The organism is Kribbella sp. NPDC050470, assembly GCF_044458365.1.
GTDB lineage: Bacteria > Actinomycetota > Actinomycetes > Propionibacteriales > Kribbellaceae > Kribbella.
The window spans coordinates 151,605-176,658 of sequence record NZ_JBITHV010000011.1 but is presented as its reverse complement, the minus strand read 5'-3'; the positions used below and the strand labels follow the sequence as shown (position 1 = coordinate 176,658).

Here is a 25,054-nt window from a genome sequence, read left to right as displayed (position 1 = left end):
CATGCAGCAGCGCTATCTCGGTCACAGTGGACTGGCGGTGAGCCGGCTCGGCCTCGGCACCATGTCCTGGGGGCGGGACACCGACGAGCACGAGGCGCGCGAGGAGCTCGCCGCGTTCGTGGCCGCCGGTGGCACCCTGATCGACACCGCGGCGGCGTACGGAGACGGTGACAGCGAGCGACTGATCGGCTCGCTGCTCGGCGACGTGGTGGACCGCGACGACCTGGTGATCGCGACGAAGGCCGGGTTCAGCGTCCGCCGCGGCGAGCGGATCACCGACACCTCCCGCGGCGCCCTGCTGCGCGACCTGGAGGGCTCGCTGCGCCGGCTGAACGTCGACCACATCGACCTCTGGCAGCTGCACACCTGGTCGGACGACGTGCCGCTGGAGGAGACGCTGTCGGCGCTCGACCACGCGGTGAGCTCGGGCAAGGTCCGGTACGTCGGAGTCTCGAACTACGCAGGCTGGAAGTCGGCCCGCGCCGTCACCTGGCAGCAGGCGTGGCCCGGTCGCGCGGTCCCGGTGTCGAACCAGGTGGAGTACTCGTTGCTCGCCCGCGACGCCGAGGCGGACGCGATCCGGGCGGCCGGCGGGCTCGGAATCGGTGTCCTGGCCTGGTCGCCGCTTGGCCGTGGTGTGTTGACTGGGAAGTACCGCACCGGGATCCCGGCGGACTCGCGGGCGGCATCTCAGCATCTGTCCAGATTCGTCGACCCCTACCTCGACGGCCGCGGTTCGGGCATCGTGGAGGCAGTCGCACGAGCCGCCGACGGGCTCGGCTGGACACCGCTCGAGGTGGCGCTCACCTGGGTGCGGGACCGGCCGGGCGTGTCGGCGGCGATCGTCGGGGCCCGGACGGCGATGCAACTCAAGTCGATCCTGGGTGTGGAGGAGCTCACCCTCCCACCCGCGATCGTCGCAGCGCTGGAGGACGTGTCGTAGCAGGTGGAGGTGCGGATGGCCGAATACGAACTGCAACAGTTCGAGGTGTCCAGGACGGAGTCGCGAGGCGCCGTCCGCCGGTTGCTGACCGAGCACGCCGAGTACGGCGGCTGGGAGCTGGCCCGCCTCCGCCGCTACCCCGACGGCACCCGCCGAGTCTGGCTCCGCCGCCGCATCATCCGCGTCATGCGGACCCTCTGAGCAAGACCGTCACCAGCTCACGGCGGCTGCCGACACCGACCTTGTCGAAGGCTGCCCGGACGTGCTCCTGCACGGTGTACTGCGACAGACACAGCCGGTCGACGATCTGCCGGGTCGAGTAGCCCTTGAGCAGGAGCTCCGTCACCCGCTGCTGAGCCGGTGTCAGCCCGTAGAGGTCGAGCAGGAACGACCCGAGCTGCGCCGCCGTGGCCGGCTCGATCACGACTGCCGTCCGCTGCCCATCCGCTCCGCGCAGCGTCGACGCGTGCAGCGCGAGCCAGCGGCCGCTCGTGGTCCGCACCTTCAGCACCGGAGCCTGCGGCAACTCGTGCACCCGTTCCAGCTGCACCGCCGCAGCCCGCACCGCCATCGGCAACTCGGTACGGCGCTCCGGCTCCAGCTCAGCCATCCAGTGCTCGGCCTCCGCGCTGACCGACACGATCTCGTGCTTCGAATTCAGAACCACCACCCCGGGACCGACCTCGGCGCTCCCGACGGCCGCGGTGAGCAGGCTCCGTCGCAGACCCTCGGCGAGATGCGGTCCAAGGCGTCGTACCAGCTGGATCTCCTGCTCCGAGAAGCCGGTGTCGGCGTCTTCCCGGTGCAGGCAGATCACGCCCCAGCAGCGCCCGTTCGAGACCAGCGCCGCCCGGAGCTCGTCGCCGAGACCGATCGGCCGCATCACCTCGACGTACCGGGCGCTGCTCGGCCACTCCCCGTTCGTGGCGTGACCGAGCGAGCTCACCGGGTCGGGCCCGGCGGCGAGCGCGGCGAACTTGTTGACGTCGTCCTGCCCGAACTCGTTCGCCAGGAACTGCTCGGTCACGCTGGTCAGCGGCTCGTCCGCACTCGCGGACGTGAACAGCACAGTTGCCGGGTCCACCGTCGCGAAGAACGCGGCGTCGATCGTCATCAGCGTCCGCAGCCGGATCAGCGTCTCGGACCGCAACTGATCCGCGTCCAGCCCCGCATAACACCGCTGGATCAGCACTTCCAGGCGATCCGCCGCCCCCATGCTCGCGATGCTACGGCTGATCCGGTACGACGCCCAGGTCGTGCCTGATGGTCCAGCGCCGTAGCGAGCAGGTGCTCGGTGCGGTAGCTCGGCGTGCTGGAGTGAAGGCCTCGATGTGGTTCATCGTGGTCTTTGCTCCAGTGCGGCGAGATGCCGTGCCGAGTGCCGCGCAGTAGGCGATGGACCATCAGGCACGGCCTAATTGCCGGAGGAAACCGAGTTCGTCGAGCCGCCCCCAGCGTTCGACGACCAGGTCGTCGCGCAGCCGGAAGATGTTGATCCCGCGCAGACTGACCTCCTGGCCGGTCGGTGCGACGCCCATCACCTCACCCCGATGCGTCCCGCTCGCTGTGAACCGCTCCACCACGATGTCGCCCTCGGCAACGAGTTGGTGCAGTTCGCTGTGCCAGTCGGGGAAGGCGTCCCGCATTATGGCGCCGGCGACCCGCATCCCGTCGCGGTCCGGCGTGACCCCGAACGGCGGGTCGTGGTTGACGAAGTCCTCGGCGAGGTAGGTGTCGACCGCGCCGAGGTCGCCTTTGCTGAACAGTCCGTCGATCAGGTCGCGGACGATGGCCTTGTTGCGCTCCGTCGTACTCATGCCTCTGATGCTGCGGCGCGCCGCGCGGCCGGGGCACCCCAACTAGTTGGGGTTTCAGAGGTCGTGCTGGACCCAGACGTTGGGTTCGACGTAGACGGCGTAGTCGTGGTCCACGTCGGCCAGGATTGGGACGAGGGCCTTGGGGACGATCACCTCGCCGGACTGGTCGAAGGGCAGGCCGGTCCACTCGCGCCACTCCGCCAGGGAGCCGGCGATGAGCATCGAGGTCGAGGCGACCTTGACGATCTTGCCGCCGGCTTTGACATGGACGCGCAGCCACGGGTCGACGGGGAGGCCGTCGTCCCGGGTCTGGTCGACGTACTCGCTCATTGGCATCCGGGCGTCGGTCTTGCCGTTCGGGCGGACCGGCGCGTACAGCGTGGTGTGGCCCTTCGCCTTCACCGCGTCGCGCATCGCCGCCAGCATCCGGTAGGACAGCCCGCGGCCGAGGTGGCTCGGCCTGATCACGATCTCCAGCGCGCTCGACACGGTGGTCTCGCGGCCGCGGCGGAGGTCCTCGAAGCCCCACGTCAGCACCTGGTCCCACCCCCGCGACGGCAGCTCCGGGCGGTCCTCGAGCGGGAATGCGAACGGGATGCTGCGCGAGTGCGCGACGAGTTCGCCGTCCTCGGTCGCGATCAGGCACTGGTCGGCGAACTCCTCAGGCACCCCACCGAGCAGCGCGTCGGCGACCAGGTCCTGCAGCATGAACTGCGGCCAGACGTTCCAGAAGTCGCCCAGCCAGCTGGTGACCTCAGGCCGCTCGGCCAGAGTGGTGATGACGATCTCGGACATGCTCGGCAGTGTCGCACCGCGACCGCCTCGCTTTCACCAGGATTATCAGCGCGACCAGGGTGGTCAGCAGGCCCGCGCCGATCAGCGTGTGCTCGGCGCCGGCCGCGGCGATGATCGGCCCGCCGGCGAGCAACCCGGCCGAGCTCCCCGCGTTCACGACGACCGACTGCCCCGACAACAACGCCCGCCGCTCGGCGCCGACCGAGGTTCGCGTGATCAGGACCGAGATCGCTGCGATCCCGAGGACCACGCTGATGCCCGCAAGTGCGCCCATCACGGCAATGACCGGCGGATGCGTCCACAGTCCCATCCCGGCCCAGCACAACCCCATGAAGGCCCACGCCCCGGTCGCGAGCGGTACTGGCGGCACTCGACGTACGACGGCCAGTGAGATCGTCGTGCCGATCACCGAGCCAACGCCGTACCCGGTCATGCCGGCCGCGAGGTAGACACCGGGCTCGCCGCGCTGCGCACCGATCACCGACAGCCCCAGCGTGAACGCGAACCACGTCACGCAGCCGGTCCCCCGAACAATCCAGCCGTAGAGAACGTCCGGACGCGTCTTGAGACTGGCCCGGATAGACGGAGCCTCAATGCCCTCAGGAGCACGCTCTGCCTTCACTGTGCACGCCAGGAGCCCTGCTGCGAGTACACCGACGGCCTCCACCCACAGCAGCCCGTTGGTGAGGCCTGTCGACACCGCAAAGGCGCCGATGACCGGGCCGACCATCATGCCGATCCTGCGCAGACCGTCCTGCCAGGTCAGCAGTACGACGGCCTTGCCCTCACCCCACCGGTCTCCGGTGTCAGCCAGCAGCGCTGACCGCCCCGGATTGGACAGCGCCTCGCCGCAGCCGAGCAACAGACCACTGACGACCAGCAACCCGGGTGTGAGGAGTCCTAGCATGGCGGCAGTCGGCACACTCGCCAGAGCCACCGCCTGGATGGCAGCAACCACCGCAAGCCGTGGACCCGAGTCCACCCACTGCCGTGCCTTCCTCGCCCACCATGGCGACAGCAACACAGGTACGCCGGACGCGCCGCCGACCAGCCCAGTCGCAGCGACCGAGCCCGTCTCATGGAGAACCACCAGCGGCAACGCCACCTGCGTGAACCGAAGCGCAAGGTCCGCCGCGCCGCCGCCGGCCAGCAACGCGAGCGCTTCGCTTCGGGCTCTCACACCTTTGATTCTTGGGGTTTTCGGGTGCTCCGAGTAGTCGGCAAGCGCTTGGCGGTTGCCATAGGCTGTCCCTATGGCTTCATTACCATCGGTCGACGACCTGCGATTGGTGCAGGCGATCGGACGAACCGGCGCGGTCGGCACAGCGGCCCGCGAGCTGCGCATCTCGCAGCCCTCCGCGTCCCAGCGGCTGGCCCGGCTCGAGCGCATGTGCGGCACCAAGCTGTTCGAGCGCGACACCCGCGGTGCTCGGCCGACGCCCGCGGGAGCGGAGCTCGGGCGCCGGGCCGACCACATCCTTGGCCACCTCGAGGAGGCCTACACCGCCACCCGCGCGGCCGCCGCCGGACATCGGCTCGTGATCGGCACCTTCGCCAGCATCGCGCCGATCCTGTTCCCGGTGCTCGACGCGGACCTGCCCGACCTGGACATCGAGCAGCAGGTCGACCACGGCCACTTCCTGGTCGAACGGATCGCGGAGGGAACCATGGACGCCGCATTCATCGCGATCGCCGACCAGATGACACTGCCCCGCGGCACCGTCGCCCGCCGCGTCGGCCGCGACGAGCTCGTCCTGTTCGTCCCACCCGGCGCCGGCCCACCCGGCCGCGGCAAGCAACCGCTGAAGGACCGCCCGATCGCCTTCTCGACGTACGACCGCGGCGCCGAAGACATCCATAGCCGCCTGGTCGCCCTTGGCGCGATCCCCCGCCGCGGTGTCACGCTCAGCACCACTGTCGCCATGGCGCGTCGCCGTACTCAGCTCGCCCTCGTCCCGCGCAGCGCACTCGCCACCGAGCTCCGCCCCGGCGAACGCCTGGTCCCCGCCCCGTTCCGCTACCGCCTCACCCTGTCCCTCGTCACGACGCCCACTCCGCCGCAGACCCTGATCCGGTACCTCCCGAGCCTCCGGACCACGCTCAACCTCTTGTGAGCTGCGGCCTGCGGGACGACGCTAGAAACGCGAGGTGGGTGCCATGACGAAGCGGCAGTGGACGGTTGACATCGTGATCGACGAGGTCGAGGGCGAGCGGACGACGCACGCCGAGGCCAAGCTCCGGACCGACGGGGAACAGCTGGCCGGGCGCGGTACGGCGTACCGGCACCCGAACGACGTCGAGGTGCCGCAGATCGGCGACGAACTGGCGGCCGCGCGGGCGCTGTCCGAGCTGTCCCACCGCCTGGTGCTCGCGGCGGCGCAGGACATCGAGGAGATCACCCACCGGCCGTCCCGGCTGCGCGGCTGACGCTCAGGCCTGATCGAGAAAGCGGTCGAGCACCCGGGAGCCGAACTCCAGGGCGCTGGTCGGGACGCGCTCGTCGATGCCGTGGAACATGCCCATGAAGTCCAGGTCCGGCGGCAGCTGCAGCGGCACGAACCCGAAGCACCGGACGCCGAGCCGGCTCCACGACTTGGCGTCGGTGCCACCCGACATCAGCAGTGGCGCGGTCCGGCTCTGCGGGTCCTCGGCCGCCAGGCACGCCTTCATCGCCTCGACCAGGCCGCCGCTGAACTCGGTCTCCAGCGCGATGTCCTCGACCACCGCCTCCCGCCGTACCTTGTCGCCGATCAGCTCGTCCATGGTGGCGAAGAACTCGTCCTCGAACCCGGGCAGGAACCGGCCGTCGATGTGCGCCTCGGCGTCGCCGGGGATCACGTTCACCTTGTAGCCGGCGTTCAGCATCGTCGGGTTCGCGGTGTTGCGGATGGTGGCGCCGAACATCCGGCTGAAGCTGCCCAGCTTCGCCAGCGTCTCGGTCATGTCGTCCGGGTCGAGCTCGACCTCGAGCACGTCCTCCAGCGTCTTCAGGAACTCCCGGACCGTCGGCGTGACCCGCAGCGGCCACTCGTGCGCGCCGATCCGAGTCACCGCCTCGACCAGGTGGGTGACCGCGTTGTCGTTGTTCACCATCGACCCGTGACCCGCCGTACCGCGGGCCTTGAGCCGCATCCAGCTCATGCCCTTCTCCGCGGTCTCGATCAGGTACAGCCGCAGGTCGTCCTTCACGGTGACCGAGAAGCCGCCGACCTCGCCGATCCCCTCGGTGCAGTCCGCGACCGTGTCCGGGTGGTTGTTGATCAGCCACTGGGCGCCGTACACGCCGCCGGCCTCCTCGTCGGCGGTGAACACCAGCCGGACCGGCCGCCGCGGCTTCGCCCCGACCCGCTGCCGGGCCCGGACCACGGACAGCACCATCGCGTCGAAGTCCTTCATGTCGACCGCGCCGCGGCCCCACACGCACCCGTCGAAGATCTCCCCGGCGAACGGGTCCACCTTCCAGTCCTTCGCGTCCGCCGGTACGACGTCCAGGTGTCCGTGCACGAGCAGCGGGTCGGCCGAGGAGTCCTCGCCCTCCCAGTGCGCGACCAGGGTCGCGCGGCCCGGCTCCGACTCGTAGATCGTGGACTCGATCCCGACCTCGTCCAGCTTCGCCGCGACGTACTCCGCCGCGACCCGCTCACCGTTGCTCTTCCCGTTGCCGTAGTTCGTGGTGTCGATCCGGATCAGCTCACTGCAGAGCTCCACCACTTCGGCGTCAGGTGTGTACGACGTACGCTCGCTGGTCCCCGGAGAAGTCATGGGCCCATCCTCCCCCACGCGGGCATGACAGCCGACGTCCCGGGTATCTGAACTGTGTGAAGGGTGACTGGGTGGAAGTCGTCATCGACACCGGCAACGGGGTGTCGACGTACGAGATCGCCGCCACCAAGGCCGGTCGCCGGGTCGAGATCAACACCACCCGCAACCTCACCGAGGTCGTCGAGGTCACCCGCACCGGCAAACCGATCCGCACCGCCCGCTTCATCACGAGCCGCGTGATCGCGCTCGTCGAACACCCGGCGCCGGACTCGCAATGACCACCGCACCGGTGACCATCGAGTCGTCGGGCGCCGCCCTCCCCGGCGACCTCGCCGAGCCTGCGCGGTCGAGCGGCCTGGTGATCTTCGCCCACGGCAGCGACAGCAGCCGGCTGAGCCCGCGCAACCAGTACGTCGCCCAGGTCCTCAACCGAGCCGGTCTCGCCACCCTCCTCTTCGACCTGCTGACGACCGCGGAGGCGGCCGACCGCCGCAACGTCTTCGACATCCCGCTCCTGGCCGACCGCTTGAGCGGCGCCAACGACTGGGCGGGCGACCGCTTCGGCCCGATCGCCTACTTCGGCGCCAGCACCGGCGGAGCCGCCGCCCTGTGGTCCGCCGCCGGCACCACCTCGGTCGCCGCAGTGGTGTCCCGCGGCGGCCGAGTCGACCTGGCCGGCCCACGTTTGGCCGCCGTGACGGCACCCACCCTGCTGATCGTCGGCGAGCTCGACACCGTGGTCCTCGACTACAACCGCACCGCCCAACGCCAACTCCAGTGCGCCAACGACCTCCAGGTAGTAGCCGGCGCCACCCACCTCTTCACCGAACCGGGCACCCTCGAACAGGTCGCCGTACTCGCTCGGGACTGGTTCCTCGATGCCCTGGCCGACTGACGAGCCAGGGCTGATCTCGGCCCAGGAGACCCTCGCCCGAGCTACGCCTCCACCATGGACACCCGAGCGCTCGTGCCTGGTCGGCGGAGCGTGGGTCTGCTTCGCTCGCGGCCTGTCCGGCACTGGGTCAGCGGGCGACCGGGCTTGGGGTGCTGCGGTCGTCATGGACCAGGGCAGCGTTGTCGGACGATGCCTGGTTCCGGGGCACGCCTCGGCGTCCTACGTGCCTGGTTTGCTGGCTCTCCGCCTCGGTCCTCTGCTGGAGGACGTCGTACGACGCCTGGCGCCGCAACCCGACGTACTCCTGCTGGACGCGACCGGGCGTGATCATCCGCGCCGGTGCGGGCTGGCGGTGCAGTTGGGCGCCGTACTGGATCTGCCGACGGTGGGCGTGACTCACCGCCCGCTAACCGCCTCCGGCGACCTGCCGGACGACGAGCCGGCCGCGACGGCGCCGCTGTTCATCGGTCCGGACCATGTCGCGACGTGGCTGCGCACCCGGCGCGGCACTCGGCCGCTCGTCGTGCACTCCGGCTGGCGGACCGACCTCACCACCGCGGTCGAGGTGGTGAGTCGGTTCATCGCCGGACGCCGTACTCCTGAGCCGTTGCGGAGGGCCCGGCAGGCCGCGCGGTTGCTCAGAGGACCTTGAGTCCGTACATCTCCCCCAGGGGATCGGCGATCAGTTCGACGCGCGCGCCGTCGGGGTCGCGGAAGTAGATCGACGTACCGCTCTCCTCGAGGTACTCGACGCCGGCCTCGTCCAGGTTCTTCTTCAGCCGCGCCCACTGGTCCGGCTCCACCGAGATGGCCAGGTGGTGCAGTCCGCCAAGCACCTCGGCGTACGGACCGAGGTCCAGGCCCGGGAAGTCGAAGAACGCCAGCAGGTTGCCGTTGCCGATGTCGAAGAAGAAGTGGTTCGAGCCCTCGTAGTCCCGGTTGCCGACGATCTCGGTGAGCGGGAACTCGAGCACGCCCTGGTAGAACTGCACCGTCCGCTCGACGTCCGCGCACAGCAGCGCCACGTGGTGCAGCCCGCGCGCGGAACTCGTCCCGCCTTCGGTCAGGTACGTCGTTCTGATCCGGTCGCGCTCGGCCTCGATCGCCGGCAGGTCGATGTCCGTCATACTCCCCCTCAGATCCGGAAGAACAGGTTGAGATAGCGGTCGGCGATCGCCCGCTCACCGCGGATCGTGCCGGAGTTGCTCCGCCCGAACGCGGTCAGCACGAAACTACCCGGGTCGAACTCGATGACGGTGGACAAGTCACCGACGTCCGCCGGTTGCTCGTAGGTCATCCCGTCCGGGCCTACGCGGACCCGGGTGTCGCCGGCATTCGGGCCGCTGGTGATCCGGATGCCGAGCTCGCCCGGTTCCGTCGTACCCGCGGTCCCCTGCCACACCACGAACATGAACGGCACCAGCAGGTCGGCCGCCTCACCCGTCAGCCCGTGCGCCCGGCCGGTCCCCTGCCGCACGTCCCACGAATGGACCCCGTAGTCCATCAACTGGAAGGCCGGGTAGAAGAACGCCGGCACCGGGCCCATGTAGAAGTGCGGCACGTTGAACCCGCCCCACTCGTCCGGCCCGAGCGCGTCGAAGATCTCCATCATCTTGTCGAAGTCACCCCGGAGCCGCTCGACCAGCTCGGCCCGCGGTACGTCGCGCAGCGCCAGCGCCTGCTTGTCGACCCGCTCGGCCATCCCCGGCAGCCCGTACGCCGCCGGCACCTCGGTGTGCGACCGGGCCGCGTCGAAGGCGACGAAGTACGCCTCGGTGGTGTCTGCGATGTGCGCCACCACGTCCCGCACCTGCCAATGCCCGGCCCCGGTCGGCGCCTCCCACACCGCGTCGCTGTCGACCAGCTCGAAGAACTCCCCCGCCTCCCGGCGAACCACCCCCAGGATGGTGTCCTTGCCCTCGAACGTCATCGCGTTCCACGCGTTCATCCGACCCTCCTCCCGGCCGACCCTTGAATTTCAAACTACCCCTCGAACGCCCCCAAGTCAGCCCGCTGAGCCCCGATGTGAATTCCACCCGTGGACTTTGCTACTGTTCTCCGGTCAGCGTCGCTACGGCGGCAAGACCACTCGTCCGGGTGGCGGAATAGGCAGACGCGCTAGCTTGAGGTGCTAGTGCCCTTCGCGGGGCGTGGGGGTTCAAGTCCCCCCTCGGACACACACACTATCCACACGCGGGGCAGGCGTGATCGACACTTCAGCCACCCGGGTCCTGTGGTCGTAGTCGATCGTCAGACGTAGTGCGTCGTACAGGGAAGCAAGGTCCTCTTGCGTCGCGCTGTCGAGCACTCGCCCGATGTCTCCGAGCTGGTCGACCATCGCTCGAACGTCCTTGGCCGTTAACCGCTGCGGAGGCTCGATGGCTGCCATACCGGCCTCGGCTGCTCGCTTCTTAGCGACAGCGGCGTTGTACTGGCTTGTCAGCTCGGCCGGATCCCAGCCGGCCTCGAGGGCGCGTCGGAGTCTGACCGTCGCGGCGACCGCGGTCGTCGTGTCGGCGAGGACCACCGGCGCGGGAACCACCCGATGGTGGGTCAGGCCGTCGCATTCGTACGTCCGCCGCTGCGCGCGATCGGTGATGACTGCCTCATCACCCAGCTGGGCGCGCAGGCGAGCAGCGAGTGCCTCGATCTCCACCAGCACCTCGAATTCTGCATAGCGGAAAGACTTTTCTACGACTCGGCAGTCGAGGAGGCCCCTTCCGACGGGTCAACGACAGGCGTGTCAGTGTCAGTCCTTGGGCGGCGGTACGTCGGCCAGGTAATCGAAGGCCAGGCCGCTGGAGCCTTCGCCACGGCCGGTCTGTTTGCGGACCCCGAGCCAGACGAACGCGCGGCCCGCATTCCAGCGGGTTCGCTCGAAGCTGGTCGACACGACAGTTCCGGCGCGCGGGACCTCCTCCTCGTGCAGGAGATAGCCCGTTGGCGGAGTGTCCTCGAGGCCAGGCCGGAGCAGCGAGGTCCGCGGACGAACGGGTTCCAGGGTGGGTGCGGTGTCCCCTTCCATGATCCGGAGCATCGCTGCCCGCTGGAGCTGGACCTCCCGGTTGTCGCCCTCGACATGGACCGGGATCAGCGGGATCCAGTTCTCCGGGACCGAGCTCATCACCTTGTAGCGGATCTTCGCGCCTTCCGCCGGCGGCAGCGGCTCGGGTGGTGCGCCGAGGCGGCGTTCCAAGTCGGCTTCGAAGAACGCGCGCGTCTGCTCCGCCGCCTCCCGCCCGTTCGCGGGGTCACCGGACGGGAGAGCGATCGTCTGCTCGATTCCCCAGACCATGTTGGCCATCTCGTCCCGGCCGAGCATCACCTGCTCGAGCGGCCGTCCTTCGAGGACCTGCCGTGCCGCCGGCGGTAGCAACAGGCTACGGTCGGCCGGCTGATGACCCTCACCGCGGATCGAGACCAGGAACATCGACCAGCGCTGCCAGTCATCGTCGTCGCCACGGCCGGCCGCCTCGACCCACGTCCGCTCGCCGAACACGTTCGTCACCGCCATGCCCCGAATCTCGGCGATGGTCGCGGCCGGCACGGTGAACGGTACGACGAACCAGTCGTTGGCGAACACGAGCCCGAACTCGATCAGCAGCAGTTTCGCCAGGTCGGTGGTGTCCGGCTTGATATCGCCGAAGTTGGTCCGGGAGTCCTCGAAACGCCACCAACGCGTGTTCGGCATCCCGTTGAACGTCGCCTGTGTCGGCAACATGGACAAGGTGTGCGGCTTGGGCGGAACAGCCGCCGGATCGAGGTCGCCCAGTGTTTCCCGCGTCGGGTCGACATCGAAGTTGTACCAGTCGAGATGGCCCTGGTAGTACTCCTCCGCGGCCAGCACCTTCTCCGCTTCGCCGTACGGCGCCGACACCGCGAACTGGTACTCGAGTCGCTCCTTCTGCCAGGCACCCGGTCCGGCCGGCTGGTGAAACACGCGCCGGAACCAGCGGACGAACCGCTCCGCAACCACGTCGACCTGCGCCTCCATCCCCACCAGCGCCGGGATCCCGTCGTACGCATGATTCCCAGCAGAGGCGAGGTGGTCGAGGAGCTTGACCCCGTCCATCCGCCGCGTGGCGACGGCTGCGAAGCTCGACCATGCCTCGGGGTGCGCGCACGTCGGCGCATCAGCGAGGTCCGTCGGATCCGGCACGTGGATCGGGTACTGGCCGATGAACTGCTCGGCAACCAGCGGCGCCGGCGACACACTGCGGATCAGCTTCAGCCATTGCCGACCGAGCAGCAGCCGGAGGTCGAGCGCGATCTCATGGCCGCCCTGCGCGATCGCCAACGCCATCCGTTCGACGTGTGCCTCGAGCGGGATCTGGTCGTTGAAGGGTTCGACCGGCCCGAGCACCGCCTGGTACTTCTGCAGCTTCGTCGTCTCCAGATGGACCTTCACGTCGATCGGCGAGCCCGCATCGTCGCCCCGGAACTCGCCCATTTGCCACTGCCGGGTCAGCATCCACAACGCATCACGGACCTCGGCCCGGAGCGCGCGGTCGAAGTTCTCCGCTCGCGGCCGGCCCTCGAGCCGGTTCCAGATGGTGATCGCGGGCCGCGACTTCTTCGCGATGACCGAGCCGAGGTTGCGCGTGATGCTGAACGGCATGTCAGTCCTCCAGCAGGGCGATCTTGTTGTTGAGGGCAAGATCCATCGCGATCGTGAGCTGTCTGACCTGGGTGGCGAGCACGGTCGCGGGCAAGAAGGGCGCGTACGGCGAAGAGTCCAGATGCTTGGGTTCCACGGCCCGGCTCTTGGCCAGGTCCAGCGTCTCGTTCAGAGCGTCGACCAAGTCGTTCCATTGCCACGCGCCACGGAACTCCGACGGCGTCACCAGCAGCATCGTCTGCGGCGCTTCGGAGTTGGGCCGGTCGTAGTGGAAGGCGATGCCGGTGTCGATGCTCTGGTCAGGGATCGTCTCGGTCCACTCGTCGAGCAGCATCCCGCATTGTGGCTTCGTCTTGTCGAACGGCGTGGAGTAGTGGGCGGTGTAGAGGAGCCGGTCACTGTCCAGCTTCTTGTCCGCTGGGAAGTCGAGCCCCAGCCAGTGATCATCGGGAACGTACGGCAACTGGATCGCGGTCAGCTCCGGCTCCGGGCGACCGAGGGCTCCGGTGAACATCACCGTTTGCTCCCAGGCATTCAGCTTCTCGCGCACCCGGGCGACGCCGTACATCCACTCGTCGACCGGGAAATCGACCGGGTCGACGGCCGGATCGGCCGGCGTGGTGAGGTGCCGGAACAAGCGGTTCGACGCCGAGTCGGCGTGCGCGTTGGCCAGCTCGTCGCCCTGCGCTGCCGACAATCGGAACCGCGGGACGATCCGGAAGTCCTCCCCCAGCAGAACCTTCGCGGCCCGATCGAGCGCGTCGACCCTGGCATTGGCCTCGGCCGTCGCGTCGTGTTCGTCGAACAGGTCCTGCGATGCGGTGAGGCGACGATCGACCTCGGCGCCGAGCACGGTGGCAACGGCACTGATGTCCTGCGCGAAGCGGATGATCTCGTCCTCGCGCGTGCCGAGGTCGAAGGGAACGAAGTCGAGGTCCGTGATCGGCAACGCCGCCCGCAGATCGGCCAGCAGCGCCGAGACACCCCGCCGGGTCGACCCCTCGAACGCGTCGAATTCGATGCGCTTGGCAACGAACGCCGGCCTCTTCACAGTGACCAGGTCAGCCTCGTACGTCGCGGGTGAGGCCGGCAACGGCGAGGTGATGATCGTCGAGACCGCCCGCTCGGCCTGCGTGAGCAGCTCGAACTTCTCCTCGTCCGTCGCCGCCGTCCCGGCCTCAACAACGCGCGCGTCGAACTCCGCAAGCTTGCCATCCCACCGCGTCACCAGCTCCGCCGCCTGCGCCAGCATCGTGGCGAAACAGTTCCGCCGGAAGTCATACGCGAACGCCCACCCAGCTTGCGGGATCCCGAACAGCGCCACCCTGGCGAGCAGCGCGGCCAGATCGTCGATGAACGTGTCGATCCCGGTGAGAATCTCGTCGCGCCGGTTGTCCAGATCCGCAAGAGGTCCATCGATACTCGCCGCGTACGCCGCAAGGTCGGCCTGGACATCCAGCAACGCGTTCCGCACCCGGTCGAGCCGCTCCTTGTCGAACTCCGGCGCGGCGTCCTGCGTGCTGCTCGACTCGTTCATCAGCGCCAGATCACTGGACCGAAGCGGCCGCGACTTGGTCGTCAATCGCCGTACGGCGCGAAGACCCGGCAGCAGCTCGAAGACGCTGTACGGCGCTGTCTGCGTCGTGAGGTACTCGATCGTCACCAGCACGTCCGGCCGCGGATCGGCGTCGGCGACCACGCGTTGCACGACGCGGTCGTCGAGCTCGCTGATCGACGACTCGGTGTCCTCCCGGATGACGGCCAGCAGATCCGCGGGTTGCAGGCCGAGCTGGTCGAGCGTGATCTCCAGCGTCTCGGTGGTTCCGGTCGCGGCAGAGCGGTACGACGCGACACAACCGATCTGATCCGGCGGCGGCAGAACGCCGGCTAGCCACGCGTTCACACCGGGCTCGCCGACTGCCCGAGGAGTCATCGAGGTCCCGGCTACCGGCGAGGTCGCCGGATCCGCGGCCGGGTCGAGGTGCAAACCGACTCGCAGGGTCAGGCCTGTTCCGTTCAGCGGCGTGCGGACCACGTCCGGCTCCGGCGGGAAGTTGCCGCGGGCATAGGCGTCGTACGTCGAAGCGACCCGGTCGTAGTTGCCCAGCACGGCCTGGTACGCGCCCTCGGACAGAGCCAGGTCCGCGACGGCGTCGTGCGTCTCGCGGAGCCGGTCCGCCTCAGCGTTCAGCGCGGCGGCCTCGGCCGGGCTCGCGTCCGGCAGCGTGTTCTTCCCGAAGGGGTAGGTGAACTTCTGCGTGCTCGCCAGGTGTTCGACCAGGGCGAGACCGTCGATCACGTTCCTGGCCTCGATGGCGTCGATCGCATCACCGGGTTCGGACTTCGTCGACTTGATCCGGTCCGCCCGGAGCGGGAACTCCTTGCGCAGCTTGTAGATGAACTTGTCGACCTCGGCGAGCCCGTGCCGGTCGTGCAGGCCGCGTTCGAACTGGTAGCCGAGCAGGCTCGACATGCTCTGCCCGGCGCGGATGCCCTCGATGATGCCAAGGGCGACCCGGACCCGCTCCGAGGTGAGGTTGACGGCCATCGTCTGCCGATTCGCCGGACTGGCGTTCGACAGGAAGCCGTTGCGCAGTATGGCGGCCGCGACCGCGTGGTTCAGCGACGGAGCATGCACGTAGCCCTGATTGGTGCTGTCGGCAAGCAACGGCGAACCGTCACCGAACACGACCGCCAACTCTTCGTCGAGCTCGACCGGGGTCAACTCTCGCCTATCCGGCCGCAGGTCCTCGAGCCATGCGTACCCACCGAGGTGGATGCCCTGGCGGGCCGGGGTCTCCGAACCGTTGCGCAGGCCGCGCATCATCGCCAGTTGCACGTTCGCCAGCCCGAGCAACCAGGCGTCGAGCCGATAGGAACACAGATCGACGTGGTCCGCCAACGCCCGCTCCAGTACGGCGGTCGGCTGGTCCTTCAGCCGGCCGAGTGCGGCCAGTTGATCGCTGAGGTGGAAGTGCAGTTGAAGGGCCCGCAGCCGCTCGCCGATGTACTCGTGCACCGGTGTGTCCGGATTCCCGGTGATCTCGGTCGCCGCGACGTACAACGGCTGATAGCGGCTCTCGCTGACCAGGTTGTTGTCCCGGACATGCAGGAACGGCTCGTCAGCGCGGGCGATCGCAGCCTGCGCAGCCGAGTAGAGCCCAGCGTCCTGATGCAGCCGGATGCTCACATCGGAGTAGCCGAGCTGGAGCGCATGCCGGAGGAGCAGATAGAGGAGCGCGGCCGGACGCTTGTTGTCGACGAATCCCTTCTGCTGGTACAGCGCGTCGAGTGAGGTGTTGGCCGCATCGATCAGCCACTCGAGGTAGTTCCTGCCATCGTCGGTCGACGTCCGGAGCTGCTCGGATTCCGACAGCGGTACGTCGTCGATCACGCCGCCCTTGAGCAGGTTGTGCTTGCCGGCGAAGACGAGGTCGAGGATCTTGGGGTCGACCTCGCCGGCGTGACCCAGGCCGGTCAGCTTCTGTCGGGCGGCCTGACGCTGCGACGCGATCAGCAACTTCTGGATCAGGCCGCCGAATCCCAGCAGGTTCAGCCGGTTGAACAGCGTCTTGAGGCTTTCGGCGTACCGCTGCGACCACTCGACCGACCCGGGATGCAGACCGAGAACATCGAGCAGGAGCGCATGAGGATCGCCGCTCGCGCCGACCCTGGACAGGCTCGGGACGATGCCGTCGAAGTCGGCCCGGATGTCGAGCAGAATCCGGTAGAGCCGCTGCAACTGGCCGAAGTCATGAACTCGATCAGGTCGCTGCTCGAGCCAGTTCATCCGCGACAGCGGCGTCGCCGGCAGGATCCCGTACGGCTGCTGCCCGATCCGGATCGCGGGGCACGCACCGGCACCGATCACGAACTGGGTGAAGAACTCGCGGGTGGTCTCGATCGCGCTGTCGTCGAAGACCGGCGACATCATCGTCTCCATCCAGTAGCCCATCGTCGCCGGCCACAGCGCGGTGTTCATCGCTCGCGCCGTCAACTGGTCCTGCGCATCCGCGGCGTGGGTGGTGGAGAACAAGCCGGGATCGACTCCGAGGTACTCCGCGAGCCACTGCCCGTCGGCCTTGTCCAGCCAGCCGCTCTGCGCCAGGAACAACGGCTGCCGGCGGTCGTCGAAACTCTCGTCCGCGTCGTCCAGCCGATCGAAGCCGGTGCCGACTGCCTCGGTGTTGTTGGTGGGAGTCCCCTGCGGCACCACCGCGAGCCCACTCCCCTTGGAGGAATGGTGCCGCAGCAACGTCTCGAGTTCCGTCTGTGCGGTGCCCTCGTCAGCACTGAGCCGTACGCCGAGCACGAGCACCCGAGCGAATCCGCGCGACGCCTGCGTCGGCGTCAACGGGATCCGCATCGCCATCCCGACCTTCTCCGCCGCGTCGAAGTCCACCAGCCAGCCGAGCTCGTTCGGGATCACCAGGTTGCCGTGCTCGTCATGGTGCAGCTGCTCCGCCGCTGGCGCGGATGGGTCGGGACCGACCACCAGCGGCGACGGAACCGGCGTACCGACTCGGATCATTGACGGCTGACCACCGGCCTGCTCGTACCCGAGGAACACGAACCGGTCCGGAAGGATCGTCGCCCGCGGCGCACTCGACCAAGCGCTCTCCCTCGTAGCGGTCGCAGGCAACTCGACGAAGGCCACCGAGACAGCGACGTCCGCTTTCGTCAGCCCGCCGGCAACGGCCGCGGTGAAGTTCGCCGGAACAAAGCCGGCCCGGATCTCGTCAGCCCGCGCCGCTCCCACCGCAGCCTCGAGTGCGGCTTCCACAGCCGCGGACTCAGCCGCCGCTCTATCGGCGAGCCACAGCTCTCTCCAGTAGTCGGCGACCGCGTCGGCGTCGGCCAACGCGCTCTCCACCGCCACCGTGAGTACGACGTCCTCGGCGCGCACCTTCACCGGCTTGCCGGGAAGATTGGCCGGCTGGTAGGTGTCCACGATCCACCCAGCGCGCCCGGAACCGTGGGCCTCGACCAGCACTGTCCACGCGCCACGTTCCTGATCCTCGATCCCGCCCGCTTGCCAGATCCCGGTCCAGTACCGGCGTACGTTGGTCAGCTCGGTCTCGGACAGCTCCGGGTCGAACCCGTCGACCCAGCAATCATCCGGAAACACCCGGACCCACAGTTCATCCTGCTTGAAGCGCGTCTCCACCCGAACCGGCATCATCAGGATCGGGACGCCGTCGTCCAGCCGCCCGATTCCCTCCCGCGGATCGGTGAACTGACCGAACCGCCCGGCCAGCTCCGCCTCGACCGCGACGGCCTCCCGACGGCTACGACGGAGTTCCTCGAGAGCCGCGACCGCCTCACGCCGGTCCCGCTCCAGTTCCGCCCGCTGCGCGTCGTACTCCTCGTTGCCGGCGGAGGCGACCCGGTTCAACCGAGCCGTGCGTACGTCGATCTGCTTCAGCCGCTCGACGAGTGCGGCCGACTGGCTCGCGATACCGCTGACCTGCTCCCGGGCGTCCCGGAGCTGTGCGCGGAGATCGGTGAAGTCGGTCACGGCAGGATCTCGTGCGCGTGTACGGCGACCAGCACCGGCGCCTGGAAGGTCATGTAAGCCAGATCAGCTGAGCTCATCGTGTTCCGGTTCCACTGGATGTTCCTGTCATCGAGGTACTGCGGATACTTCTCGTCCGAGCTGCCCGGATTCGCGACGCTCAACTGCGCCGGCGCACTGGCGATGTCGATATGCGCTCCGGCCGCGGCCGGCTGGATCAACGGCCAGGACAGGTCGTTCCACACCTGGAGATCTGGACTCTGCTCGTTGTCGAGACCGAACTGCGGCTCACCGGGGCGCTGCTTGATCACGAAGAACCAGCCGGGGTCGTCGTCGGGCTCCTCACCCGATTCGCCCTTGGCTTCCTTCGAGGTCAGGTCGAAGCCGAAGAAGTAGATGTCCGGATCCACCTTGGCCTCGTACAGCGGAGTGAGGATCTTGCTGGTGGGCGGCCGCTCCTCCTCGGCCGCGGTCAGCGAGACGAGCCGCCGCTCGACCGTGTTGTCGATCGCGCCGGAGCGTGCGCAGGGCTCGCGATTCGCGTCCGCCGGCGTCGCGCTCTTGCGCTGCCAGCAGGCTCGATGCGCGTAGATCACGGCGTTCGGGTAGCGCTTCAGCAGTTCGCCGCGGATCACCAGAACCAGCTCCTCCTCGTTCTCACCGGGCAGCTCGCGATGATCGTGCGTACCGAGCAGCGAGGCCTTCGGCCACAGATGCAGCGGCGGGATGTCGCGCAGCTTCTCCTTCAGCGCCTCGTCGTCGAGGTTCTCGGCGTTGAAGAACCCGCGGACGTCCCAGAACTGCCGGAAGGTCGAGCCGCGCTGGTCCGTCGGATACTCCCGCCAGAGCAATTCCCGGGCGAACTCGTGGTTGAGGCCGACCATGTACGACTCGATAAATCGCTGATTCGTCTGCAGCAAGGTGATGCTGTTCGGCTCGATCAGGTTGATGTTCGGCAGGAACAACTCCGACGACAGGTTCTTCAGCGGCTCGTACATCGGCCGATCGATGACGGGATAGGCCATCGGCTCGACGAACGTCTCCCGCGGTGGCTCGACCAGGTCATCGGTGATCCGGGGCGGCAGCACGATCCCGGACAGCACCCGCTTCGGGATCGTCCGGACCGGCTTGACCGCCCCGATCGCCGACGTCGCGAGGCCCTGAAGATCGAGCCTGCGACGCTTCGGCGGTTGGCCGGCCTCGACGCTGAGCTGCACGCCGCCGAACGTGTCTCGCAAAGCCTGCTTGAATCGCGCTGACTCAACGCTGTCGGCTCCCGGCCCCCGTCGTACGACGCCTGATCCGGGCTCGCTGATGACGAAGTCCGAAACGCCTGGCAGCTGGTCGATCAGCTCCGGCGTCAGCGCGGTGAGATCAACTAGGCCGGCCGCCTGGCCAGCGCGAGCCCAGCGGGTCAGCACTCGATAGAGCAGGTACCCGGCCCCGAGAACGAACAGCGCCAAGATCAGGCCGATGAGCCACGGCAGCAGGATGAAGAGCAACACCCCAAGTACAGCGGCAGCCAAGACCACCAGCACGGGCAGGAACGGGTAACGCTTCAGCCATTCCAGTACGACGCGCGGCACGTCGGCCGGTTGTGCTTGAGCAGCCGCCTCCTCACCGGTCAGCACGCCGGCCGGCGCGACCTTGGGTGGGGCAGCACTGACTTCCTCGTCGTTGACTCGCTCGAGCAACTGGTTTGGAGCATGCGTGACGTCGAACGGGAGTGACTGGATCAATCGACCGCGCGGCCGGACCGCCCGGCGCAGCGCGGACGACGTCATGGTGGGCTGCACGAACGCCTCGCGGAACGTGTGGTGCAGCGTGACCCCATCGCCCACGATCCGCTTGTTCAACGGTGCCAAGAGCAACAACCCCTGTTGCCGGCTGACGCCGACGGCCGGCACGAGGTGTGCGTCGTACCAGACATCCGAGACGAGGAGTCCGAACTGGCCGAGCCAGATGCGGCGCTGCGCCTCGAGCACCTTGCCGATCTGTTCCCAGGCCGCGTCCATGAACTTCTCCTGCTGGTCCTGGATGACCCTCGTGCCGATCCCGGCCGCGGCCCGGAACCGGGGATCGAGGTTGAGGCGGTGGACCCAGTTGTCGTTCGGGGTGATCGGCGCGCCGTCGTGCTCGGTGAGGACCCGCTTGGTCAGGGCGTGCCACGTTCCGTACAGCGGCGGAGTGATGATCGGGTCGGGATCGCCCGCGAGCTGGTACTCGTCGGGCAGGTTCAGCAGCCGGGCCAGGTCCAGCTGCAGTGGCCGCGGGAACGGGTCGTCCCACAGCTCGAAGACGTCAGCTGGTTCGGGCGGGACCTTCGACGGTGGCTGGAGTGCGCCACCCAGTTTGAGGATGCCGCCGAGATCAGGGTTGTCGACGCCGTCGACCGTCGATCCCGGCTCCTGCACGTCCAGCTCGCGGAAGCCGACCCGGGGATCGACCACCCGCGGGACCAGCAGGCGCACCAAGGTCTCGAAGTCGCCGGAAGTCCCGGTGCGGAAGAACCAGCGATGGTAGAAGGGAAAGGACTGCCCCTGCGGCCTGGCCGCCGCATCCCACGCCGACATGGTCGCGACGACATCCGCCAGCTCGAGCCCGAGGCCCGCGCGGCGACCGGACTCGAAGGTCGGCATCAGGAAGGCGTGATACGCCGTGTTCTCGGCCAGCTTGCGCGGGCAGAGCAGCCGCGAGTAGGCGAGGTCGGGGTTCTCGGCCAGGGTCGCGACCAGCTTCGGGATCACATTCGTCATGTCGGTCGAGCGGAACTCGCCGTCGCTGTCGGCGAGGCTCCGGTTGACGTGGACATGCGCCCAGGCCCAAAGCTCCTCCGCCTTCGGGAACACCGCCAGGTCGGGCACATCGACGTACGGCAGCGGCTTGCTCCTGGTATCGGTGCCCTCGGTGAACTCCCCTTCCGCGAGTACGACGAGCGCCAGCCAAGGCCTGAGTCGACCGCGGGCGACATCGGGCGCGGCCGGTGTGTAGCGCCAGGGGAAGTCCTCGTCGTAGAACTCGATCTGCGGCAGGTGATTCGGCTCGAAGTTGGTGATCCAGTCCCGCGGCTCGACCCGCACGATGGCCCGCCGGTCGATGCCGACGATGTCGCCGGGACCGAACAGGGACACCGGCCTGCCCACCGGAGTGCCCTGGCTGCCACCGGCCAGCTTCTCCCCGCGGGCATCGAGATCCACGGTGATCTGAGCCCGGACCTTGACGTCGGCGAAGTCCGGCGACTGGATCTGATTCGCGAGTCCTTGCCGCAGCCAAGGCAGGAACGAATACGTGCCCAGGGCCGGGCTCATAGCGCCACCTCGTAGCTGGGGATCACGTGGACAGCGTCGGCCAGGCCGGGATCCACGGCGACCTGACTCGCCAGGTACTCCCGCGCACTCGCCTCACTGTGGAACGACCTGGAATCGGCCGAGTACGCCTGGTTCGTCGACTGCATCGCGACCGTGAACGTCTCCGGTCGTACGTCGATCTTGTCCTCGAACGGCTGCAGTTTCGTCTTGACCGCCTTGGACAACTCGCAGCGCGAGACCGCCGCGCCATTCAGGAAGAAGCCGAACAGCACGCCGAAGTAGCCACGGAACCGGCGGGCGAACCGTTTGTAGAAGGTGTCGATGATGATCTCCTCGTACCGGACCACCCGGCGAACCATGACCGACGAACGGACGTCGTTGCCCGCGGCCGACAGGTCGACACCGGAGTGCTCCGGCGCGAAGGCCGGCTTCGACAACTTCTCCGCGTCGGTGAAGTTCTGGAACTGCGCGGGTGCGAACGGCTCGAAGGCATCGTCCTTCCGGGCCAGACCGCCGCCGGTCACCACGACGGACAGCTTGTTCACGTCGCTCGGCTTCTGCGCGCCGACCCTGTCCAGCTTCAGGTCGAGCGGCACCGCCCGCTGCGAGATTCGCAGTACGCCGACGGGATGCAGGATCAGCGCTGCCTCCGCCGCCGGCATCGGCCGGAGCGACACCAGCAGGTTGGTGCCGGCCGGCAGGATCGCGCGCCAGTTCTCGACCTTCTTCAGCTCACCCTCGAGGATCGGCAGCACCGCGATGGGTGGCAGCTCGGTGTTCCTGGCGTCTCCCCAGGTCTTCTCGAAGTCGACACCGATATCGAAGAACAGCAAGGAGATCGACCCGTGGCCCTTGATGTTCCACGGCGCCGGTCCTTGCAAGGTCCCACGGACGCCGACGGAGAACACCCCGACTCCGAAGGCCTTCACCGAGAACGAGGCGGAGATCTCGACGACGAAGTAGAACGGCGAGAACTGGAACAGTGCGTCGATCGCGAGATGACCCTGGACGTTCAGCGCACTCAGCCCGAAGAAGACCTCGACCCGGGCGCCGAACTGGACCGTGTTGGTGGTGACGGCGAAGTAGCCCTCGATCCGCACCCGGGCGACCGGGGTGTTGATCAGGTCGATCGCCACCCGCCGCGGGCTCGGGAAGGGCAGTGGCGGTGGCGCGAACCGCGGATGGAAGCCGCCGACGCTGAGAACGAAGTTCGCATCGTCGCCGAAGGCAACCAGCAACCCCATCTCGCCTTCGATGGTGAGGAACACGATCCGCGACTCGAACAGCGACGCGAAGAACCAAACCCGCTTCTTGTCCGGCTCGATCGCCCCGATGAAGCTGACCTGCAACACGATCAGCGCCACGTCGTCGGCCGGGATCGCGACCTTCACCACCCCGACGATCGCGAGGTTGCCGGGGATCTCGATGATGATCCCGAGCGAGATGCTGGCCAGCGTCGGCGTACCCCAGCCGAGCTTGAGCATCGGCCCGATCAGGAACTTGCCGCTCCGCGGCGGGAAGAACGCGCGCAGGTCGCTGATGATCTTCGGCGCGTTGGCGATGATGTCGCGCGGGAACATCACCGATTCGATCGCGCCGGTCCGCACGCCGTCGGCCAGCGCCTGCAGGTTCATCGTCCGGTTCAGCCCGACGATGCCGCCGACCGCCAGCAAGGTGAACCCGAAGCCGAGCTGGATCCCGGTGCCGAACTCGACCGACATCGCTATCAGCAGCGAGAATCCCGTCGACCCGTCCGGCATTCTCGTGCTGATGATGCCGATTGCCTTGACCGTGACGACCCCGAACAGCGCGAGCTCGAGCGCACCGGCGTACTCACCGCGCTCGGGATCGATGAACAGATAGCCGCCGCCTTTGACCACCCCGACGTCCAGCGACAACCCGACGCCCTTGGGTGGCAGGAACTTCAGCTCGAAGTCGACCGGTCCGGCATTGCCCTGGCGGTCGGCCGGCAGGCTGACCTCCGCGCCGACACCGACCTGCTCGATGACGCCTTGCAGCGGACCGAGCGCCGCCTTGAGGTTGGTCCTCAGTCCGATCGGGAAGCTGGAATCGCCGAGCCCCACGGTGATGGTCAGCGCACTCAACTCGACCGGCCCGAGCTGCACATGCAGTGGCAGCTGGATGTCGAGGGTGGCCGAGCCGGAGAAGAAGAGCCCTTCGGCCGACGAGAATCCCAGGCCCAGGTCGAAATCGGACTCGAGGCCGAAGCCACCGAGAATGCTGCCCAGGAACCCGTCGGCGCCGGCCAGCGACACGACGAGCTTGCCGCCCTTCACCTCGCCACCGATCTTCCACGTTCCCTCGCCCCGGCTCAGCGCGGAGTTCCACGCGAACCCGACCTTTGCCGTCGCACCGAACTGCCGCACCTCCAGCCGACTCCCGCCAGGCTCCCCGATCACGACGTACGGCGTCCCGGTCGGACTGCCGCCCTGCCAGCACACGGCCAGGTCGCCTTGAACCGGTGTCGTGCCGATCGGCTTCAGGAAGACCCCGTCATCAGGCTGGATGATGATCTCGACCCCGGGCTCGAGCTGCGTGTTCAGGCTGATGCTGATTTCCCAGTCGTCCTGGCTGAACGGCGCCGGGTCGATCACGAGCGGGTGGGCGATCCGCACTCGCAGGCCCACGGGCGCATCCAGCTTCGGACTGACCTCCAGCACCATCACATCCAGTACGGGCGTCGGTCCGGCGAGGTCGAGCACCGCCGGAACGCCCGCACCGGTCAACAGGGAGGTGATCTTCTGCAGCAACGGGAGCCCGGTGAACGCCGGATCGCCCCACAGATACTTCGCCTTGAGCTGCGCGGCCGGGTCAGCGAGGAACGCGGTCAACTGCCCGATCTGCACGACCCGGCGGACAAACGCGGGATGTGCCGCATCCGCAGCCGGTACGTCGATCCGCTCGATGAACCCGACGAAGTCGAGCGCGGCGGCGACACCCGGAAGCTCTTCGAGGTTGCGGACAACGAGGTAGTCGACCAGCCGGCCGGGGAGTTGGTCGGCGAACTGATTCAGTTCTGCCGCCGGGATGCCGGTCCCTGCCAACGACTTGATCGTATTCGCGAGTGAGGTGAGGTCTTTGATCACGCCGCCGACAGCGTTGGCCAGCTCCAGCGCTTTGCCGACGATCGCCGCGGTGTCCTCGTCCGACACGGCCTCTGCCAGCGCGGTGATGATCGTCGGCAGGTCGGTGAGTCGTTGCATCGCGGCCTGGCCGGCTGCGCCGAGCGCCGCGTCCGCGTCGATGGTGGGCGGGAGGTTGAGCCCGAGCTCGGCCAGGAGGAGCCTCAAGTCACCACCGGCAAGCCGGTCCTCGAGCGGCTGGACGACCCGGGCAAGCGAGGCCGCGATCGCAGCAAGTGTTCCCGGGTCCTCGGCCAT

General features: G+C 68.2%; 19 protein-coding genes and 1 tRNA gene. 8 read left to right on the top strand and 12 right to left on the bottom strand.

Translation table 11 applies throughout. The features are described from left to right. The first annotated feature begins 1 nt into the window (after window position 1). Entirely contained in the window at window positions 2-943 is a 942-nt protein-coding gene (locus ACIBGM_RS32260; protein WP_360535896.1) for an aldo/keto reductase, read from the top strand. Between the two features lie 15 nt (window positions 944-958). Continuing rightward, entirely contained in the window at window positions 959-1,144 is a 186-nt protein-coding gene (locus ACIBGM_RS32255) for a DUF5703 family protein (protein ID WP_130448421.1), read from the top strand. Here the strand turns inward: ACIBGM_RS32255 and ACIBGM_RS32250 are convergent. From ACIBGM_RS32250 to ACIBGM_RS32235, 4 genes are all read right to left on the bottom strand, one after another. Then, window positions 1,128-2,159, bottom strand: a complete 1,032-nt coding sequence (locus ACIBGM_RS32250) for a LuxR C-terminal-related transcriptional regulator (RefSeq protein WP_396387688.1) — start codon at window positions 2,157-2,159, stop codon at window positions 1,128-1,130. The two genes, ACIBGM_RS32255 and ACIBGM_RS32250, sit on opposite strands and share 17 nt — an antisense overlap. A gap of 187 nt (window positions 2,160-2,346) precedes the next feature. After that, entirely contained in the window at window positions 2,347-2,760 is a 414-nt protein-coding gene (locus ACIBGM_RS32245; RefSeq protein WP_396387687.1) for an ester cyclase, read from the bottom strand. A 54-nt stretch (window positions 2,761-2,814) separates the two neighbouring features. Next, a complete protein-coding gene (locus ACIBGM_RS32240) occupies window positions 2,815-3,555 on the bottom strand; it encodes an N-acetyltransferase (RefSeq protein ID WP_396387686.1) in 741 nt (246 codons plus the stop codon). Next, window positions 3,515-4,735 (bottom strand): MFS transporter, encoded by a 1,221-nt coding sequence (locus ACIBGM_RS32235; protein WP_396387685.1) that lies wholly within the window; start codon window positions 4,733-4,735, stop codon window positions 3,515-3,517. Before ACIBGM_RS32235 ends, ACIBGM_RS32240 begins: the two co-directional genes overlap by 41 nt. A gap of 73 nt (window positions 4,736-4,808) precedes the next feature. Here ACIBGM_RS32235 and ACIBGM_RS32230 point away from each other — a divergent pair, with 73 nt between their 5' ends. Together ACIBGM_RS32230 and ACIBGM_RS32225 are read left to right on the top strand one after the other, a co-directional pair. After that, complete coding sequence (locus ACIBGM_RS32230; protein WP_396387684.1) at window positions 4,809-5,669, top strand: LysR family transcriptional regulator; 861 nt, start codon at window positions 4,809-4,811, stop codon at window positions 5,667-5,669. 43 nt (window positions 5,670-5,712) lie between these two features. Continuing rightward, window positions 5,713-5,982 (top strand): DUF1876 domain-containing protein, encoded by a 270-nt coding sequence (locus ACIBGM_RS32225; protein WP_360535908.1) that lies wholly within the window; start codon window positions 5,713-5,715, stop codon window positions 5,980-5,982. A gap of 3 nt (window positions 5,983-5,985) precedes the next feature. Here ACIBGM_RS32225 and ACIBGM_RS32220 read toward each other — a convergent pair whose 3' ends face one another. After that, a complete protein-coding gene (locus ACIBGM_RS32220; RefSeq protein ID WP_360535910.1) occupies window positions 5,986-7,317 on the bottom strand; it encodes a M20/M25/M40 family metallo-hydrolase in 1,332 nt (443 codons plus the stop codon). 71 nt (window positions 7,318-7,388) lie between these two features. On the opposite strand from ACIBGM_RS32220, the gene ACIBGM_RS32215 reads away from it, so the two are divergent. From ACIBGM_RS32215 to ACIBGM_RS32205, 3 genes are read left to right on the top strand one after another with little or no spacing between them, the layout of a single operon-like run. Further along, window positions 7,389-7,595, top strand: coding sequence for a hypothetical protein (locus ACIBGM_RS32215; RefSeq protein WP_360535912.1), 207 nt, complete (start codon window positions 7,389-7,391; stop codon window positions 7,593-7,595). Further along, on the top strand, window positions 7,592-8,212 hold the full coding sequence (locus ACIBGM_RS32210) for a dienelactone hydrolase family protein (protein WP_396387683.1): 621 nt from the start codon (window positions 7,592-7,594) through the stop codon (window positions 8,210-8,212). Before ACIBGM_RS32215 ends, ACIBGM_RS32210 begins: the two co-directional genes overlap by 4 nt. Next, window positions 8,196-8,864, top strand: coding sequence for an endonuclease V (locus ACIBGM_RS32205; protein ID WP_360535916.1), 669 nt, complete (start codon window positions 8,196-8,198; stop codon window positions 8,862-8,864). The genes ACIBGM_RS32210 and ACIBGM_RS32205 overlap by 17 nt, the downstream gene beginning before the upstream one ends. Here ACIBGM_RS32205 and ACIBGM_RS32200 read toward each other — a convergent pair. Together ACIBGM_RS32200 and ACIBGM_RS32195 are read right to left on the bottom strand one after the other, a co-directional pair. Beyond that, on the bottom strand, window positions 8,851-9,339 hold the full coding sequence (locus tag ACIBGM_RS32200) for a VOC family protein (RefSeq protein ID WP_396387682.1): 489 nt from the start codon (window positions 9,337-9,339) through the stop codon (window positions 8,851-8,853). The two genes, ACIBGM_RS32205 and ACIBGM_RS32200, sit on opposite strands and share 14 nt — an antisense overlap. Before the next feature lie 8 nt (window positions 9,340-9,347). Then, complete coding sequence (locus ACIBGM_RS32195) at window positions 9,348-10,160, bottom strand: maleylpyruvate isomerase family mycothiol-dependent enzyme (protein ID WP_360535920.1); 813 nt, start codon at window positions 10,158-10,160, stop codon at window positions 9,348-9,350. Window positions 10,161-10,303: 143 nt separating this feature from the next. Between ACIBGM_RS32195 and ACIBGM_RS32190 the strand changes: the two genes are divergently transcribed. Then, window positions 10,304-10,389: transfer RNA gene (locus ACIBGM_RS32190), tRNA-Leu, on the top strand. Here the strand turns inward: ACIBGM_RS32190 and ACIBGM_RS32185 are convergent. The 5 genes from ACIBGM_RS32185 to ACIBGM_RS32165 form a co-directional block, all read right to left on the bottom strand. Continuing rightward, the gene (locus ACIBGM_RS32185; protein ID WP_396387681.1) at window positions 10,371-10,874 is read right to left on the bottom strand and encodes a hypothetical protein; all 504 of its coding nucleotides are present in this window, start codon (window positions 10,872-10,874) and stop codon (window positions 10,371-10,373) included. The genes ACIBGM_RS32190 and ACIBGM_RS32185 overlap by 19 nt on opposite strands. An 87-nt stretch (window positions 10,875-10,961) precedes the next feature. After that, the gene (locus tag ACIBGM_RS32180) at window positions 10,962-12,830 is read right to left on the bottom strand and encodes a hypothetical protein (protein WP_396387680.1); all 1,869 of its coding nucleotides are present in this window, start codon (window positions 12,828-12,830) and stop codon (window positions 10,962-10,964) included. 1 nt (window position 12,831) lies between these two features. Next, window positions 12,832-18,348 (bottom strand): hypothetical protein, encoded by a 5,517-nt coding sequence (locus ACIBGM_RS32175; RefSeq protein WP_396387679.1) that lies wholly within the window; start codon window positions 18,346-18,348, stop codon window positions 12,832-12,834. Next, window positions 18,345-21,653, bottom strand: a complete 3,309-nt coding sequence (locus ACIBGM_RS32170) for a hypothetical protein (protein WP_396387678.1) — start codon at window positions 21,651-21,653, stop codon at window positions 18,345-18,347. The genes ACIBGM_RS32175 and ACIBGM_RS32170 overlap by 4 nt, the downstream gene beginning before the upstream one ends. Next, the gene (locus ACIBGM_RS32165; RefSeq protein ID WP_360520271.1) at window positions 21,650-25,054 is read right to left on the bottom strand and encodes a DUF6603 domain-containing protein; all 3,405 of its coding nucleotides are present in this window, start codon (window positions 25,052-25,054) and stop codon (window positions 21,650-21,652) included. The genes ACIBGM_RS32170 and ACIBGM_RS32165 overlap by 4 nt, the downstream gene beginning before the upstream one ends.

Excerpts from the sequence above, each read along its gene's own strand:
- ACIBGM_RS32260 (WP_360535896.1), top strand. The coding sequence starts at position 2 with ATGCAGCAGCGCTATCTCGGTCACAGTGGACTGGCGGTGAGCCGGCTC.
- ACIBGM_RS32255 (WP_130448421.1), top strand. The coding sequence starts at position 959 with ATGGCCGAATACGAACTGCAACAGTTCGAGGTGTCCAGGACGGAGTCG.
- ACIBGM_RS32250 (WP_396387688.1), bottom strand. The coding sequence starts at position 2,159 with ATGGGGGCGGCGGATCGCCTGGAAGTGCTGATCCAGCGGTGTTATGCG.
- ACIBGM_RS32245 (WP_396387687.1), bottom strand. The coding sequence starts at position 2,760 with ATGAGTACGACGGAGCGCAACAAGGCCATCGTCCGCGACCTGATCGAC.
- ACIBGM_RS32240 (WP_396387686.1), bottom strand. The coding sequence starts at position 3,555 with ATGTCCGAGATCGTCATCACCACTCTGGCCGAGCGGCCTGAGGTCACC.
- ACIBGM_RS32230 (WP_396387684.1), top strand. The coding sequence starts at position 4,809 with ATGGCTTCATTACCATCGGTCGACGACCTGCGATTGGTGCAGGCGATC.
- ACIBGM_RS32225 (WP_360535908.1), top strand. The coding sequence starts at position 5,713 with ATGACGAAGCGGCAGTGGACGGTTGACATCGTGATCGACGAGGTCGAG.
- ACIBGM_RS32220 (WP_360535910.1), bottom strand. The coding sequence starts at position 7,317 with ATGACTTCTCCGGGGACCAGCGAGCGTACGTCGTACACACCTGACGCC.
- ACIBGM_RS32210 (WP_396387683.1), top strand. The coding sequence starts at position 7,592 with ATGACCACCGCACCGGTGACCATCGAGTCGTCGGGCGCCGCCCTCCCC.
- ACIBGM_RS32205 (WP_360535916.1), top strand. The coding sequence starts at position 8,196 with ATGCCCTGGCCGACTGACGAGCCAGGGCTGATCTCGGCCCAGGAGACC.
- ACIBGM_RS32200 (WP_396387682.1), bottom strand. The coding sequence starts at position 9,339 with ATGACGGACATCGACCTGCCGGCGATCGAGGCCGAGCGCGACCGGATC.
- ACIBGM_RS32195 (WP_360535920.1), bottom strand. The coding sequence starts at position 10,160 with ATGAACGCGTGGAACGCGATGACGTTCGAGGGCAAGGACACCATCCTG.
- ACIBGM_RS32180 (WP_396387680.1), bottom strand. The coding sequence starts at position 12,830 with ATGCCGTTCAGCATCACGCGCAACCTCGGCTCGGTCATCGCGAAGAAG.
- ACIBGM_RS32170 (WP_396387678.1), bottom strand. The coding sequence starts at position 21,653 with ATGAGCCCGGCCCTGGGCACGTATTCGTTCCTGCCTTGGCTGCGGCAA.
- ACIBGM_RS32165 (WP_360520271.1), bottom strand. The coding sequence starts at position 25,054 with ATGGCCGAGGACCCGGGAACACTTGCTGCGATCGCGGCCTCGCTTGCC.